A 15,051-nucleotide genomic window follows, 5' to 3' on the forward strand; every position below is an offset into this window, starting at 1 on the left:
GCCCCGCTAGGTTGCCTGACATGAAATGGAACATCCCTAATATTCTGACTGTGCTCAGACTTCTGGCGGCCCCGGGTGTGGCTGTCATGTTCTTGTATTTCCATCGCCCTTGGGCGGATTGGTTTGCGCTGGCGCTGTTCGTTGGGGCTGCGGTCACCGATTGGTTTGACGGCTATCTGGCGCGACTATGGAAGCAGGAAAGCAAGTTTGGCGCGATGCTGGACCCGATTGCCGACAAGGTGATGGTGGTGATCGCCTTGGTGGTGCTGACGGGCTATTCGGGCATGAACCCATGGCTGATCTTGCCCGCCACGGTGATTTTGTTTCGCGAGGTGTTCGTTTCGGGACTGCGCGAGTTTCTGGGCGCAGATTCGGGTCGATTGCGCGTAACCAAGCTGGCCAAGTGGAAAACCACCGCGCAGATGGTGGCAATCGCGGTGCTGTTTCTGGGCACCGGGCTGGCCTATCTGGAACAGGGGCGTGCACCGCGCGCGGGCGAAGGTGACATTCCGATGGGGGCCAGTCTGGCCGATATCGCAACCCATATCGGGCTTGCGCTGATCTGGATTGCGGCGATTTTGACCGCGATCACGGGCTGGGATTATTTCCGCAAGGCGCTGCCCTATCTCAAGGATTCAGACGATGATTGATGTGCTGTATTTCGCGTGGGTGCGCGAACGCATCGGCCTGCCGCGCGAACAGCTCGAGACACAGGCCGCTACTGTCAACGATCTGGTTGCAGAACTGCGCGCGCGCGAACCGCGTTATGAGGCGGCTTTTGGCGATCTGAGCGCGCTGCGGGTGGCGCTTGATCAAGACCTGTCGGACTTTGATGCAAGCCTTGAGGGCGTGCGCGAGGTAGCCTTTTTCCCGCCCATGACCGGGGGTTGAGGTGAAGGTCGCGGTTCAAAGCGCCCCCTTTGATCTGGGCGCAGAGCTGGCAGGCTTTGGCGTAGGCCGATCTGATGTGGGCGCAGTGGTCAGCTTTACCGGCGTTGTGCGCGATGACAGCGGCGCTATGGAGGCGCTGGAGCTGGAACATTACCCCGGCATGACGCAGCGCGCGATTGCCCAGATCGTCGATCAGGCCGTGACCCGCTGGGATCTGGCGGATGTGATCGTGATCCACCGCCACGGGCGGCTGGGGATTGGCGAGCAGATCATGATGGTCGCCACCGCCGCACGCCATCGCGCTGCGGCCTTCGAGTCGGCCGAGTTTCTGATGGATTACCTGAAATCGCGCGCCCCTTTCTGGAAGAAAGAGCATGGGCGCGACGGCACATCTTGGGTGGCGGCGAAAGACGCGGATGAGGATGCGTTGAAGCGCTGGTGATCAGCGCATCAGCAACATTGGCCCCAATGGACGACCGGCCAGAATATGCAGGTGGTAATGGGGCACTTCCTGCACACCATCTTCGCCCGCATTGGAGATCACGCGAAATCCCTCGCCCCCGGCCCCCGGCTCGGCACCGATCATTTTGCAGATCTGACCTGCGGCGCGGGTGAAATCGACGATCTCGGCCTCGCTCGCGGTATTGCAGAAATGATCGAAGGTCACATAGGGCCCCTTCGGGATCACCAACACATGATCGGGCGCTTTGGGCGCGATATCGCGAAAGGCCAACGTGTGTTCGGTCTCAAGCACGGTGTTGTTGGGAATCTCGCCCCGTAAGATTTTGGCGAAGATATTCTGGTCGTCATACGCGTAACTCATCGCGCCGCTCCTCAGTCTTTGAACAGATAGTCAAGCTGCGCCAACTCTTGCGCCAGCTCGGTCGGGATGTCGAGCGTCTGAGCCAATGCGCGGGCATTGTCCTCAAGCGAGCCACCCTCGCGCATCAATGCGAAATGCTCGAAATCGGCGTCGCGCAACCGTTCGCGTTCGAACACCATATCAGCGCGGATCGTAGGCAACACCTGCGCCAGAACCTGAGGCGGCGTCGTCTCTCCGGCCAAGCCGACGCGGCGCGCATGGCCCGCAAGATAGTCGTCGCTGAACGAGCATTCGATCTCAAGCAAGCGGGTTTCGCATTTGTCGGCCGCGAAATCGCGGATCACATCGAAAGCGGCCGGATCGAGGCAAATCAGCATCCGGTCGGTGCCCGCATGTTCAAACAACATCCGCATCAACGCACGGCGATGGCGATTGCGTTTCTCTTTGGTCTTTTCGATGCCTCCAAGATCGGGCAAATCGCCCATCTCATCAAAGACATATTCCATCGCCGTGACTTCGTGCCGACGGCGCAGCTCGGCCACGAGACGCTTGGCGACATGCCATTTCTTGCACATCACAATGATCAGCGTGCGTTCGCGCCCAAGCGTCGATTCCGCCTCCCAGAAACGCGGGGCGAACCGCCGCCCGACACGCCCGCGCCCGGTCAGAAACCTGTGCAGCGCGCGCCCTTCATTCGAGATCGCGAATTCGGTCTCTGCTTGCGTCCACAGAGCCCCGAGACGGGCCTTGAGATCTGTCGCCTCGGGACTGATTTTGCGCGCAAACAGATAGTCCTGACTGAGCAGCAAGTCATAGTGATCATTGTAGAAATACGCTGGCAGCCCGTAATCGGTGAACATCAGGAACGTCAATGTGCGGTCGCGGATCTCGGATTCGGGAACGACATGGCGCACGATGGTTTGAAAAAACGTTTCATCGGGAATCCAGCTGGTGCGGAAAAACCGCATCACATCGGGGCGGGTGCGTGCGAAATCCAGCACCCATTCGATCGTACGCCGACGCAAACACCACCATTGCGAGCCGATCATCATCTGAATATCGGCAGGCACCTCGCGCGTCAGGCCAAATCGCTTTTGCAGATTATAGCTGGCATAGAACCGCTTGGGTTGCGTTCGCTCATTGAACATATGGCGGTAGATCAGCCGGTCTTCCTTCATCCCGGTCTTGATCCAACCCGAGGTGAAGAAATCAAAGCTCTCGATGTAATCCGCCTCTTCGGCATCCAGAAAATCATGGGCATATTTTGCCGTCTTGATCTGCATGCAATCGCCCGAGAGCATGTAGAAATGGGTGGCGCGCGGGAAATCCTCCACGGCGGCTTTCACCGCCTCCAAAGTGGCGGCCACAAGGCTCCACTCGCCCCACCCACATTTCTGCCGTTTGCGCGCAAATGTGACGTTGGGATTGGGGTCAAGAGCCGCATGCAGCTTACGAAAATCAGCCGGGTCGGCGCTGGCGTCAAAGTGGATCGACACGAAATCACCCGCCGCCGTCAACCGCTCGGCTTGCGCAATAATGCCTTCGGGGTCCTTATGGGTCAGCAAAATGAAGGCGATTCGAGCCATGCGGGAAACGACGCCGTAATTGTTTCGGTCACTATCTGCCTTGTTAGCGTCAATTGACGTTGAAAAGACAGTGTTTCTTTGCTCTGTAAGGCATATTTGTTGCGTCAATGCTAACACACCCCCAGCAGGCGCGTTCGGAGGATTGTGAATGGGATTTCCGGGAACTTGGATGACAGAAAGCGAAAGCATGGTGTACCGCGTGGTGCCCAAATGCGCATGCTCATCCATTGGGCAGATCATGTTCTACACCGATCACGGACGCTTTTTTGACGGCGATATCCACGACTCGACCGAGGGGCTGCATAAGTGGTCTCAGGAAGAAAGCCAGAAGCCGATCACGTCGAATGTGCAGGCGCATAAAAGCTATGCCTTCACCTGCGTGCGTAACCCCTATGCGCGCATCCTGTCCTCGTTCTTTGACAAGATCGCGGGCATTCAGCGCAACGGCAAACGCTATCGCGGCAATCTGGTGCCCAAGCTGGTGCAGAATTACGGGATCGATGTGGGCTCGCCCGAGGATGAGTTCGACTTTGACCAGGTCGCCTCGTTCCGCCGTTTCCTGCTATTTGCGCGCGACACCATCCGCTGGCGCCGCCCGATGGAGCCCGACATTCACTGGTCGGCGATGTCGGGCCACATCTCGACCTTCATCGTCAATGGCGGGCGTTACAACAACATCTTTTTCACCGAAAAATTCGATGAAGGCATGCAAAGCGTGCTGGATGATATCGAAACGCCGGTCGAAATTGATCTGAAAAAAGTGCCTCGATTCAATGAATCAGAGGGGCACGGCCCCAAGCGCGCCCATAAGGTCAGCGATTATTTCGATGATCTGTCGCGCCATTTGATCTGGGAAATCTACAAGAAAGATTTCCAGCTGTTCCAATACGACTTCGACGATCCCGACAACAAGATGCCGATCGGTGAAGTCGATCTTGATGAAGTTCACGCCAAGCTAAGCGACTGATCTGCGTCTTGGCGCTTGCCCCGGCACGGGGCGGCTCTACGTAGGGCGGGTCTTTCCCTTCTGACTGCGGAGCCCTCCCCCATGACGCTCAGCCCCCGCGACGCGCGGGCCGCGATTTTTTCGCTGGCCCTTGGCACCTTTGGTATCGGCGTGATCGAGTTCGCCTCAATGGGGCTGCTGCCCTTTTACGCCTCCGATTTCGGCATCACCGAGGCGCGCGCAGGGCATGCGATCTCGGCCTACGCGCTGGGTGTGGTGATTGGCGCGCCGCTGTTGGCGGTGGCTGGAGCACGGCTGCCGCGCAAGGGTTTTCTGATCGGGCTGATGACGTTTTACGCGCTGGCCAATCTGATTGCAGGCGCTGCGCCCAACATGACCAGCTTTACCATCGCGCGGTTCTTTTCCGGCCTGCCCCACGGTGCGTATTTCGGCATGGCGATGCTGTTTGCCGCCGATTTGATGCCCAAGGGCAAGCGTGCACAGGCGATTGCCTGGGTCATTACTGGGCTAACGATCGCCAATATCATCGGCGTGCCACTCGCGGGGGCGATTGGGCAATATTTCGGCTGGCGCTGGGGCTTTGTGATTGTGGCCCTGATCTGCGCCGCCTCATCGGCGATGATCGCGCGCACCGCACCCGCCGTGCCGCCTGATCCCAATGCAAGCCCGCTGCGAGAGTTGGGCGCGCTGACAAATCCTGCGGTCTGGCTGACACTTTCGGTCGGAGCAATCGGGTTTGGCGGTGTGTTTGCGGTCTATTCCTACCTGTCAGCCGCAATGATCGCGACCCATGCGGGGCCGGAATGGACGATCCCGATTGCGCTGTCGGCCTTTGGAATCGGGGGCACCTTTGGCAACATGATCGCAGGCAAGCTGTCAAACTGGTCGCATTTCGGCGCGGCGCTGATCTTGCTGTGCGGGATGATTGTGGTGCCGCTGCTGTACACCCTCACCATTGGTCATTGGCAGGCGATGGCGCTTGCGATGGTGGCGCTTGGGCTCACCGCTGGCATGGTCATTCCGATGCAGATGCGCCTGATGGAGGTCGCGGGCGACGCCCAGACTCTGGCCGCCGCGCTTAATCATGCCGCGTTCAACTTTGCCAATGCGCTTGGGCCGTTCTTCGCCGGGCTTGCGCTCAGCGCTGGCTACGGCTGGCAGGCCACCGGTTATGTCGGAGCGGCGCTGGCAGTGGCGGGCATGGCCTGTCTCGGCCTGGCCTTCCTGCAATCGCGCCGCCCAAAGCGCCTCGCGTTCTAAGCCTTTTCGATCCGAACCGGCACCCCTTTGGACCCCGGCGTCTTGGACAGTTGATCGTGCAGCCCCACCGGCACCAGCACGTTGCATTCGGGGTAATAGCCCCCCACCGTGCCACGCGGCAGCTCAAAACGCACCACTTTGAGCCCAGTAAGCTGTCGCGCGACCCCATCGCCCATATCGCCGCGCACCACCACCGGATCACCATGTTCAAGCCCCAGATCGGCCATGTCGAGCTTGTTCATCAACAAGACATCGCGGGTGCCTTCAATCCCACGGAAGCGATCAGAATAGCCATAAACCGTGGTGTTGAACTGATCGTTTGAGCGCATCGTGATCATCACGAACCGCCCCGGTGCGTGCTCAAACCCCAGCGCGTTCAACTTGTCCGGCGTGGTGAATTCCAGCTTGCCGCTTTCGGTTTTCCAGACCCGTTCATGCGCCGGGTTTCCGCGCCAAAACCCGCCCGGCTCGTTCATGCGGGCGTTGAAATCTCGGAAGTCTTCCGGATAGGTGGCCTCGATCAGATCCCGCACGACAGCGTAATCCTTGACCCATTCATCCCATTTCAACTTGGGGTTTGGCGTGGTGGCCGCTTTTGCAATGCCACAGGTGATCGCGAGTTCGGATTTCAGCAAATCCGAGGCGGGCGTGCTTTTGCCAAGCGATCCGTGGATCATCGAGAAACTATCCTCAACGCTCACATATTGATTGCCCGTCTCCTGCTCATCGATCTCAGAGCGGCTGAGACAAGGCAGAATGAACGCCGCCTGCCCCGGATAAAGATGCGAGCGGTTGAGCTTGGTCGAAATCATCACCGTCAGCTTTTGACTTGGCCATGCGGTCTCGACGCGCGCGGTGTCGGGCAGCGCGCGCACAAGATTGCCACCAAGGCAGAGCGTGGCCGAGACCTTGCCCTCCATCATCGCCTGCGCGACGGTGACGATATGCATCCCGTCCTCGGTCGGGGGATCGAAATCGAACAGGTCGCGCAGCTTGTCCATCGGGATCAGCGCGGTCTTTTCCGCGATCCCAACCGTGCGCTGGCCCTGCACGTTGGAGTGACCACGCACCGGACAACAGCCCGCACCCAAGCGCCCGATATTGCCCCGCAGCGCGAGGAAATTGACCAGCATCCCGATATTCGTCGCGCCATGTGCGTGCTGGGTCAGCCCCATGCCATAGACGCCGATCACGCGCTCGGCCTTGATGTAGATCTCAGCGGCTTGGCGCAACTCGGCCTCGGACAAACCGCATTCCCCGCAGATCGCGTCCCATTCGGTCGTGCGACAAAAGGCGATGAAGCCCTCGTGGTCATGACAATGCTCGCGCAGGAAATCCCAATCGATCACTGGCGCGCGGCCCTGATCCTGTGCCTTGTCATCGGCCTCGATCACCGCTTTGCACAGCCCCGTCAGCGCCGCGATATCCGACCCGGCCTTGAGCTGATGATATTGATCCGAGATTTTCGTCTCATGGCCGGTCACCATATCCTGCAGGTTTTGCGGATCGATGAAACTGACAAGACCTTGTTCACGCACCGGGTTGAAGGTGACAATCTTTGCGCCGCGATCCTTGGCCTCTTTAAGCGGATGCAGGAAGCGGGGCGAATTGGTGCCCGGGTTCTGCCCGAAGAAAAAGTAGCAATCGGTTGCCGCAAGGTCTTCCCACAGCACCGTACCAACCGACGAGCCGATGACCTTTTTCATCCCTACCGAGGTCGTTTCGTGACACATATTCGAACTTTGCGGCAGGTTGTTATTGCCATAGGCGCGCGCCATCAGCGCCCAAAGATAGCTTGCCTCAAGCCCCGCATGGCCCGAGGAATAGAACACGACCTCCTGCTTGGGCAGCGTCTTGAGGATCGCACCGATTTCGGAAAGTGCCTCGTCCCAACTGACCTCGACATAACGGTCAATCGTGGCGTCATAGCGCAGCGGCGCGGTCAGCCGCCCGGTCTTTTCCAACTCATGATCCGACCAATCGCGCAGATCCGCGACCGTGTGATCTTCCCAGAATTCCGGCGTATTTCGCGCCCGCGTCATTTCCCAAAGGGTCGCTTTCGCGCCGTTTTCGCAAAATTCAAATGGGTGGTAATTCGCGGGTTTCGGGAAGGCACAAGAGGCGCACATATAGCCACCCGGCTTATTTTGGCGCTTCAACTCGCGCAACACATCCGCCGTGGGCCAGGACTCGCCAAAAACCTGACTGATCCCCTTGAGCGATCCCCAGCCTCCCGAGGGGCCGCTCTCTTCTGGCAGGTCATCAATCTTGGTCATGGAGGCCTCCTTGGGGTCCGCAAAAAGCACGCCCCAGCCGCTGGGAGGAGGAGCGGTCGGGGCGCGTATGTTGCTCAAAATGTCATGACGGGCGAACGCAGCATTGCCTGCCCCGGTTCCCTTAGTCACTTAGTAGTGATGCTCATGCTCGGATGTTTTGCCGCGGAACACCCAATAGGCATAGGCGGTATAGGCAAGAATGATCGGCAGGAAAATCGCCGCCCCTACGAAGGTGAACATCAATGAGGAGGTCCCAGAGGCAGCCTCGCGGATGGTGATCGACATCGGCACGATATAGGGAAAGATCGACAGGCCGAGCCCCGCAAAACTAAGCACGAATATCGCGATCCCTGACAGATAGGCGATTAGCCCGCGATCACTGCGAATGGCGCGCCAATAGCCAATCCCCGCCCCCAGCAGCAAAATCGGGACCAGTGCGCTTAGCAGAACCCCCGGCCATGCAAACCAGCGCTGGAAATAATCCGGGTTGAGAAACGGCGTTGCCAGTGACGCCAGCCCGATAAAGCCCAGCGTCACGATCAACGCGCGCTCTCCGATTCGACGGGCACGGTCGTAGAGGTCCTTGGATGTCTTGAGCACGATCCACGCCGCCCCAAGCATTACATAGCCCGCCACCAGCGCCAGCGCCGTGCCAAGGCTGAACCAACTGAGCCAATCCATCGGCCCGCCACTAAAGCTGCGCCCGGTGACGGCGGGGCCTTGCAGCAGCCCGCCCAGCACCGCGCCCTGCGCCAGCGTGGCGATCAGCGAGCCACCGAAAAACGCCTTGTCCCAAAGCGGTTTCCAGCGCCGGGTCTTGCCGCGAAACTCAAACGCGACGCCCCGAAAGGCCAGCGCCAGCAGCATGATAATCAACGGCACATAAAGCGCGTTCAGGATTACCCCGTAGGCCAGCGGAAACACCGCCAGCAAACCGCCGCCGCCCATCACCAGCCATGTCTCATTTCCGTCCCAGACCGGCGCAATCGAATTCATCGCCCGGGTGCGGTTTTCATCGCTGCCAAGGAACGGAAACAAGATACCGATCCCCAGATCGAACCCATCCAGCACGACATAGGTCAGCACCGCAAAGGCGATGATCGCCGCCCAGATATCGGGAAGGTAATGTTCAAAGCCGCTCATGCGTGCGCCTCCTCTTTCTCGGTGGTGACCGTGTCCAGCATGACCGACGCCAGACCCCCGGCACGTTGGGGCGTATTCTCGACGGGTTCTGCCTCTGCAGGCCCCCGCCGCATCAGTCGCAGCAGGTAAAACGTGCCCGAGCCAAACAAGAAGGCATAGACCACCACGAAGCCGATCAACGCGACCAGCGCGGCTGTGTGGCTAAGGTTTGAAACAGACTCCGCCGTAGTGAGATGGCCGTAAATCGTAAAGGGCTGGCGACCAAATTCCGTCGTGAACCACCCCATGATGATCGCCGCGAACCCGCCGGGCGAGATCAGCAAGGCCGCTCGGTGGAACCAGCCCGGCTCATGCAGGCGTTTGCGCCACATCAGCCAGCCGCCCCACAGCCCAAGCCCCGCAAAGGCAAACCCCAACGCGACCATGATCCGGAACGTCCAGAACACGATGGACATGGGCGGGCGCTCATCGACGGGGAAATCGGCAAGGCCGGGCACTTCGCCATTCAACGAATGGGTCAGGATCAGCGACGATGCATAGGGGATTTCGATTTTGTAATCGGTGCGTTCCTTGGCTTGGTTTGGAATGCCAAACAAGATCAGCCCCGCGCCTTTCTCAGTCTTCCAATGGCCTTCCATGGCGGCGATCTTCGCTGGCTGATGTTCCAGCGTATTCAGCCCGTGCATATCGCCAGCCAGAATTTGCAGCGGCGCGGTGACCAGCACCATGCCCACGGCCATGCGAAACATCACCCGAATGGCGTCATCCGCGCTGCCTTTGAGGTGATGCCACGCCCCGACCCCCGCAACGACAAGCGCGGTCGTCAGATAGGCGGCCAGCACCATATGCACAAAGCGATAGGGCAGCGAGGGGTTGAACAGGATCTGCCACCAATCCTTGGGGATGAACTGCCCCGCATCGTTCATCGCAAAGCCCGTCGGCGTCTGCATCCAGCTATTGACCGACAAAATCCAGAAGGCCGAAATCAGCGTGCCCACCGCGACCATCAACACCGCGAAATAGTAGATCGCCGGTGCGACCCGATCACGCCCGAACAGCAAAATGCCAAGGAACCCCGCCTCAAGAAAGAAGGCGGTCATGACCTCGTAGCCCATCAAGGGGCCAACAACAGGGCCCGCCTTGTCCGAAAACGCCGCCCAGTTCAGCCCGAATTGATAGGACATGACCACGCCAGACACGACGCCCATCCCGAACACCACCGCAAAGATGTGTTTCCAAAACTCAAAGATGCGCAAAAACACATCGCGCCCAGTGATCAGGCGCAGTGTTTCCAGCACGGCGAGAAAGCTTGCTGTGCCGATGGAAAAGGCTGGAAAGATGATATGCGCCGACACGACAAAGGCGAATTGCGCCCGTGCCAGATCGAGTGTCGGTATGTCGGAAAGTATCATGACGGACCGCTTTCGGTTTAAGGAAAAGACGCGTGTGCGTTCTCAAAGATTACGAAAAGCGCTTGGGCTCGGTTCACTATAGCACGCTGCGGCAGGCTGTCGCAGACCCAATGAAACAGGCCCGCACGCTAAGCGCACGGGCCTTAAGGCTTGCCGAATAACGCAGCGCAATAGCGCGGCTCAGGCCACTTGTTTGAGACTGACTTTGGCGGGGATGAACGCCTCGTGCAGCGCCTTGATCACCGGCACCAGATCGTCACGTTCCAGCACGAATTGCACATCGACATTGCGCGGCCCCTGCGTCGCGCCAAGGCTTTCCAGCCCCGCATCGCCAATCGCCTGCAAACCGCGCGTCAGCGTCGACAACCCTTTGAGGTCGCGCCCGATGATCGAGGCCATCGCCAGCATCCGCGCTGACACTTGCGCCGAAGGATACCGCTTGGTCAGGTCCTTTTCGACGCGTTGCAGCACCTCAATCGGGGCATCGACATAATGGGTGATCGTGTTGGCATTCGACGCCTTGGACACGATGCGCACGTCATGGCGCGTCAGGGATTCAAGGATCGCCGCGTCATAGCCTTTGACGCCGACCATATCCTGTTCGAACACCTCCAGCGCGATGATCTCAAGGCCCGTCACGATCTCGACTGCGGGCGTGTCAGCGGGCTTGTCATCAATCAGCGTGCCCGGATCGCCCGGCTCAAACGCGTTGGTCACGCGCAAGGGCACATCGGCCTGACGCAGGGTCTTGGCGGCTTTCGGGTGGATCGCCTCCATCCCCATATTCGAGAGCTGATCGGCCACGTCGTAATTCGTGTGGCCGAGCTTGCGCACCCGATCCGCGCCCACCAGCTTGGGATCGGCCGAAGACAGGTGGAATTCCTTGTGAATGATCGCCTCGCGCGCGCCCGTCAGCGCTGCAAGCCGCGAGAACGTCACCTCGGAATAGCCGCGATCAAACTCGCGCATCAGCCCCTCGGAGCATTGCGCATAGCCCGTCACGATCGGCATCTCGGTGGCCGGATCGACGTCTTTCATCGCGTTCAAGATGCGCGAATCCAGATCGTGATCGGTCTCGTCGCGCCAGCCCGACAGATCGACCAGCCGTGCATTCACACCTGCGCGTTGCAGCAAAAGCGTGGTGACATAGGCGGAATGCGCCTCGCCCAGACCCGACAGCAATTCGCGGATCTGCAGCATATGTTGGGACAGCCGGAAATGCCCGTAAGAACACAGCCGCTGCAAATCGATCAGGCAGTTACGCGCGCCCTCGATGCGTTCGCGCACAAATTCGCTGGCCTGCGAGATATCGCCGGGATGTTCGAGCACAGCCTCATGCGCCGCGATCATCGCGCTCGACACTCGGTTCAGCGCCTCATGCCAGCCATGATCGCTATCGGCCTTGGCAAACTGCGCATAGACCCCGGAATCACCGGTTTTCTTATGCTCCAGCAACAGGTTGGTGATGCCACCAAAGGCCGAAACCACGAAAATCCGGTTGTAAAGATCGGCCCCCGCGCGATCGCCAATGAACAGCGTCTTGCGCAGCTCATCGACACGGCTCATCGAGGTGCCGCCGATCTTTTCGACAGTGTGGGATTGCTGGGTCATATTTACCCTCACGCTTTCTCCAGATCTTCAGCCGGGGCGTAAGATCCATCTTCGCGATGCACCTCGGTGCCGGTGACGGGTGGGTTAAAGCAGCACGCCATCACAAGGTCTTCGTCCCCTGCAACAAGGCGGTGATGGTCATGCAGGTTCAGCGCATACATCACGCCGGGCTTGATCTCGTGGCGGGTGCCATTGTCCAGCTCGGTGATGTGGCCATTGCCCGAGATGCAATAGACGCTCTCAAAGTGGTGCTTGTAGTGGAAAGTGTGATCCGAGCCGGCCTTGAGCGTGGTGATGTGGAACGAAAAGCCCATCTTGTCATCGGCCAGCAGCATCCGCACGCTGGTCCAATCGGCATCCGCCACGGCGCGGTCGGTCGTTTTGAGTTCGTTGAAGTCGCGAACGATCATATCGTGTCTCCGTATCTGTGTAGTTGAGCAGTGAGGCGCTTATTCTGCGGCGATCTTGGTGCCCGAGGCCATCACTTCGCTGGTCGCCTCACGCAGGATCGACAGGCCCGTGCGGAAAGTTTCCATCGGCGTGGTCAGCGGCGCAAGCACCTTGATCACCTGATCCTCATTGCCCGAGGTCTCGATCACGAGGCCCTTTTCAAAGCACAGCCCGCAAATTTCCGAAGCCAATTCACCCGTGCCGACATCAACACCTTGCATCAACCCGCGCCCCTTGAGGAACGCATTGGGAACCAGATCGGCAACCGCAGCGAGCCCCTCGCGCAGCACGTCCGATTTCACGGCGAGTTCGCGCTGGAAGGTATCATCGGCCCAGAATTTCTGGATTGCGACAGTCGCGGTCACGAAGGCATGGGTGTTGCCGCGGAAGGTGCCGTTATGTTCAGCCGGGCCAAACACGTCGTAATCGGGACGTACAAGCACCAGCGCCATCGGCAGACCAAAGCCCGAGATCGACTTCGCTTGCGTCACCAGATCGGGCATCACGCCCATCTCCTCGAACGAGAAGAAGGTGCCAGTGCGCCCGCAGCCCGCCTGAATATCGTCGATGATGAACAGCGCGCCATGTTTGCGCGCGACCTTTTCGACGCCCTGAATGAATTCGGGGCTGGCGGCATTAAGACCGCCCTCACCTTGCACGGTTTCCAGCATGATCGCGGCAGGGGCATCCACACCGCCCGAGGCGTCCGAAAGCATCTGATCGAGCAGCGCGACCGAATCCACGCCATCCGCATAATCGTCATAGGGCAGACGCGTCACGCCCTGCGTCTCCATCCCCGCACCGCCCCGGTGATAGCCGTTGCCGGTCGCCGCCAGCGCGCCCATCGTCACACCGTGAAAGCCGTTGGTGAAGGCGATGATGTTGGTGCGCCCGGTGGCCTTGCGCGCGATCTTCATCGCTGCTTCCACGGCATTCGCGCCGGTCGGGCCGACGAACATCACTTTGTGATCCATCCCGCGCGGAGCAAGGATGTGATCGGTGAACGCGGTCAGGAAATCGGCCTTGCTGTCGGTATGCAGATCAAGCGCGTGGCCCATCTTGTTTTCCAACAGATGGTTGATCAGCGCCTCTTTCATATCCGGGTCGTTATGCCCGTAATTGAGCGAGGAACAGCCTGCGAGAAAATCGATATAGGTGTTGCCCTCGGCATCGGTCAGTTCCGAGCCTTGAGCGCAGGTGAACACGGTATCGAAGCCACGGCAATAAGAGCGGGCATTGGATTCGCGCTGGGTGAAGATCGTCTTGTCATTGGGGGAGGTCATGGGTGGCTCCGTCTATTTTATTGATATGAAAGGGCGGCGCGGCCGGATCAGGCGGCGGCGCGGGCCTCTTGCGGGAATGTGATCGTGACCATGTGCTCGGTCGCGGCGTGACCATCGAAATGGTCGTCTTCATGGAAATGCGCCTCGTCGGTCAACTCACCGCCAATCGAGCGCGCGAAAGACCGAAACAGCCCCCAGCTTGCCGCGTTGGACTGCGTGATCGTGGTTTGAAGCCGTGTGCAATCGGCAGCCTCGTCGCGGTCGATCAGGTGGCGCAGCATCCGCTTGCCAAGACCCAGCCCCCGCGCCTCGGGTGCCACGGCAACCTGCCAGACGAAGAAGCTTTGCGGATCCGAGGGCGCGATATAGCCCGAGATCCAGCCCAGCAACTGACCGTCACGCTCGACCATCACACAGGTGTCGCGGAAGTGGTCGCATTGCAGCAGGTTGCAATACATCGAGTTTTCATCAAGCGGCTTGCAACGCTGGATCAGCTTCCAAATCTCGCTGCCATCCTTGGCATCGGGCTTGCGGAACACCAGAGCAGGCTTTGACTTGATCGACTCGATTTGCGGCATGCTTCCTGTCCTTTTTTGCTTCGGATGACTAAGTAACCCATCGAGCCCGAAATTTCAATAAGCTAACTACAAAAGCTTAGAGAAGTTCCTCTTAGCCCTTTAAATAAAGAGATATCCGCCTTAGATACCATTCATATGACAAACCAAAACAGCTTTGAGCAAACGAGTAAGCTTAGGAAAACAAAGCAATTGAACGCCTCGGCGCTCTCTGCGATATTGGGCCATCTTGATGACAAAGAGGCCCGCCATCTCATGGACCGCGTTGATACCAGCCTGATTGCGCTGCGCCGCATTCTGCGCGCGACCGAGATGTTTGGCCGCGATCTTGCGAAGGCAGCCGGCCTGACGCCTGCGCAGTTTCGTGTGCTTCAAGTGGTGGCGGAAAACGGGTCATCGACGCCCAAGGCCATCGCAACCCGGATGAGCGTCAGCCAAGCCACGATGACCGCGCTGCTCGACAAACTAGCGCGCAAAGAAATGGTGACGCGGCAACGCTCGCAGCGCGATCGCCGTCAGACCGATATTGTGATCACCCCGCAGGGGCGCGCCGCGATGGAGGATGCACCCGACGCGCTGCAGCAGATTTTCGTGCGCCGTTTTGAGGCGCTGGAGGACTGGGAACAGGCGCAACTGATCGCCTCGCTCGAACGGGTCGCGGCGATGCTGGATGCCCATGAGATTGACGCCTCGCCGGTGCTGGATTGGGGCGACATTTCGGGTCGGCCGATCTAAGCTAGACCTCCCCCCTTGCAACTGGCGCAGGCCCCGGCC

The 15,051-nt window shown here is 59.4% G+C and carries 15 protein-coding genes; 6 read left to right on the forward strand and 9 right to left on the reverse strand.

The features are described 5' to 3' along the window. The first annotated feature begins 20 nt into the window (after positions 1-20). Genes pgsA through QZ571_RS11380 form a run of 3 tightly spaced genes read left to right on the forward strand, consistent with a single transcriptional unit; the run spans position 21 to position 1,333 of the window. Positions 21-650 carry a CDP-diacylglycerol--glycerol-3-phosphate 3-phosphatidyltransferase gene (pgsA, locus tag QZ571_RS11370; protein WP_295534670.1) on the forward strand — a complete coding sequence of 210 codons (630 nt, stop codon included), beginning with the start codon at positions 21-23 and terminating at the stop codon, positions 648-650. Continuing rightward, positions 643-891 (forward strand): molybdopterin converting factor subunit 1, encoded by a 249-nt coding sequence (gene moaD, locus QZ571_RS11375; protein WP_295534673.1) that lies wholly within the window; start codon positions 643-645, stop codon positions 889-891. The genes pgsA and moaD overlap by 8 nt, the downstream gene beginning before the upstream one ends. A gap of 1 nt (position 892) precedes the next feature. After that, on the forward strand, positions 893-1,333 hold the full coding sequence (locus QZ571_RS11380; protein ID WP_295534676.1) for a molybdenum cofactor biosynthesis protein MoaE: 441 nt from the start codon (positions 893-895) through the stop codon (positions 1,331-1,333). Here QZ571_RS11380 and QZ571_RS11385 read toward each other — a convergent pair whose 3' ends face one another. Both QZ571_RS11385 and QZ571_RS11390 read right to left on the reverse strand, forming a co-directional pair. Continuing rightward, positions 1,334-1,714, reverse strand: coding sequence for an HIT domain-containing protein (locus tag QZ571_RS11385; RefSeq protein ID WP_295534679.1), 381 nt, complete (start codon positions 1,712-1,714; stop codon positions 1,334-1,336). It abuts the gene before it with no gap. 11 nt (positions 1,715-1,725) lie between these two features. Then, entirely contained in the window at positions 1,726-3,300 is a 1,575-nt protein-coding gene (locus QZ571_RS11390; RefSeq protein ID WP_295534682.1) for a DUF5928 domain-containing protein, read from the reverse strand. Between the two features lie 148 nt (positions 3,301-3,448). Here QZ571_RS11390 and QZ571_RS11395 point away from each other — a divergent pair, with 148 nt between their 5' ends. After that, positions 3,449-4,267 carry a sulfotransferase family protein gene (locus tag QZ571_RS11395; protein WP_295534684.1) on the forward strand — a complete coding sequence of 273 codons (819 nt, stop codon included), beginning with the start codon at positions 3,449-3,451 and terminating at the stop codon, positions 4,265-4,267. A gap of 81 nt (positions 4,268-4,348) precedes the next feature. After that, positions 4,349-5,527, forward strand: coding sequence for an MFS transporter (locus QZ571_RS11400; protein WP_295534686.1), 1,179 nt, complete (start codon positions 4,349-4,351; stop codon positions 5,525-5,527). On the opposite strand, the gene QZ571_RS11405 is transcribed toward QZ571_RS11400, so the two are convergent. The 7 genes from QZ571_RS11405 to ectA form a co-directional block, all read right to left on the reverse strand. Then, the gene (locus tag QZ571_RS11405) at positions 5,524-7,803 is read right to left on the reverse strand and encodes an FdhF/YdeP family oxidoreductase (protein ID WP_295534689.1); all 2,280 of its coding nucleotides are present in this window, start codon (positions 7,801-7,803) and stop codon (positions 5,524-5,526) included. The genes QZ571_RS11400 and QZ571_RS11405 overlap by 4 nt on opposite strands. Before the next feature lie 129 nt (positions 7,804-7,932). Next, positions 7,933-8,946, reverse strand: coding sequence for a cytochrome d ubiquinol oxidase subunit II (gene cydB / locus QZ571_RS11410; protein ID WP_295534692.1), 1,014 nt, complete (start codon positions 8,944-8,946; stop codon positions 7,933-7,935). Next, positions 8,943-10,358 carry a cytochrome ubiquinol oxidase subunit I gene (locus QZ571_RS11415; RefSeq protein WP_295534695.1) on the reverse strand — a complete coding sequence of 472 codons (1,416 nt, stop codon included), beginning with the start codon at positions 10,356-10,358 and terminating at the stop codon, positions 8,943-8,945. The genes cydB and QZ571_RS11415 overlap by 4 nt, the downstream gene beginning before the upstream one ends. A gap of 180 nt (positions 10,359-10,538) precedes the next feature. Continuing rightward, positions 10,539-11,969, reverse strand: a complete 1,431-nt coding sequence (locus QZ571_RS11420) for an aspartate kinase (RefSeq protein ID WP_295534697.1) — start codon at positions 11,967-11,969, stop codon at positions 10,539-10,541. Positions 11,970-11,977: 8 nt separating this feature from the next. Further along, a complete protein-coding gene (locus QZ571_RS11425; RefSeq protein WP_295534699.1) occupies positions 11,978-12,379 on the reverse strand; it encodes an ectoine synthase in 402 nt (133 codons plus the stop codon). 39 nt (positions 12,380-12,418) lie between these two features. Further along, positions 12,419-13,702, reverse strand: a complete 1,284-nt coding sequence (gene ectB, locus QZ571_RS11430; RefSeq protein ID WP_295534701.1) for a diaminobutyrate--2-oxoglutarate transaminase — start codon at positions 13,700-13,702, stop codon at positions 12,419-12,421. 47 nt (positions 13,703-13,749) lie between these two features. After that, positions 13,750-14,280, reverse strand: coding sequence for a diaminobutyrate acetyltransferase (ectA, locus tag QZ571_RS11435; RefSeq protein WP_295534703.1), 531 nt, complete (start codon positions 14,278-14,280; stop codon positions 13,750-13,752). Between the two features lie 252 nt (positions 14,281-14,532). Here ectA and QZ571_RS11440 point away from each other — a divergent pair, with 252 nt between their 5' ends. Next, on the forward strand, positions 14,533-15,012 hold the full coding sequence (locus tag QZ571_RS11440; RefSeq protein WP_295534706.1) for a MarR family transcriptional regulator: 480 nt from the start codon (positions 14,533-14,535) through the stop codon (positions 15,010-15,012). Positions 15,013-15,051 lie beyond the last annotated feature (39 nt).

The organism is uncultured Thioclava sp. (assembly GCF_913064665.1).
In the GTDB taxonomy this organism is placed as follows: Bacteria; Pseudomonadota; Alphaproteobacteria; order Rhodobacterales; family Rhodobacteraceae; genus Thioclava; species Thioclava arctica.

Bases quoted from the DNA above. Each gene is read 5' to 3' on its own strand.
- QZ571_RS11425 (WP_295534699.1), bottom strand. From the start codon at position 12,379: ATGATCGTTCGCGACTTCAACGAACTCAAAACGACCGACCGCGCCGTG.
- QZ571_RS11440 (WP_295534706.1), top strand. From the start codon at position 14,533: ATGGACCGCGTTGATACCAGCCTGATTGCGCTGCGCCGCATTCTGCGC.
- ectB (WP_295534701.1), bottom strand. From the start codon at position 13,702: ATGACCTCCCCCAATGACAAGACGATCTTCACCCAGCGCGAATCCAAT.
- ectA (WP_295534703.1), bottom strand. From the start codon at position 14,280: ATGCCGCAAATCGAGTCGATCAAGTCAAAGCCTGCTCTGGTGTTCCGC.
- cydB (WP_295534692.1), bottom strand. From the start codon at position 8,946: ATGAGCGGCTTTGAACATTACCTTCCCGATATCTGGGCGGCGATCATC.
- QZ571_RS11400 (WP_295534686.1), top strand. From the start codon at position 4,349: ATGACGCTCAGCCCCCGCGACGCGCGGGCCGCGATTTTTTCGCTGGCC.
- QZ571_RS11415 (WP_295534695.1), bottom strand. From the start codon at position 10,358: ATGATACTTTCCGACATACCGACACTCGATCTGGCACGGGCGCAATTC.
- QZ571_RS11395 (WP_295534684.1), top strand. From the start codon at position 3,449: ATGGGATTTCCGGGAACTTGGATGACAGAAAGCGAAAGCATGGTGTAC.
- QZ571_RS11405 (WP_295534689.1), bottom strand. From the start codon at position 7,803: ATGACCAAGATTGATGACCTGCCAGAAGAGAGCGGCCCCTCGGGAGGC.
- QZ571_RS11420 (WP_295534697.1), bottom strand. From the start codon at position 11,969: ATGACCCAGCAATCCCACACTGTCGAAAAGATCGGCGGCACCTCGATG.
- QZ571_RS11390 (WP_295534682.1), bottom strand. From the start codon at position 3,300: ATGGCTCGAATCGCCTTCATTTTGCTGACCCATAAGGACCCCGAAGGC.
- QZ571_RS11385 (WP_295534679.1), bottom strand. From the start codon at position 1,714: ATGAGTTACGCGTATGACGACCAGAATATCTTCGCCAAAATCTTACGG.
- moaD (WP_295534673.1), top strand. From the start codon at position 643: ATGATTGATGTGCTGTATTTCGCGTGGGTGCGCGAACGCATCGGCCTG.
- pgsA (WP_295534670.1), top strand. From the start codon at position 21: ATGAAATGGAACATCCCTAATATTCTGACTGTGCTCAGACTTCTGGCG.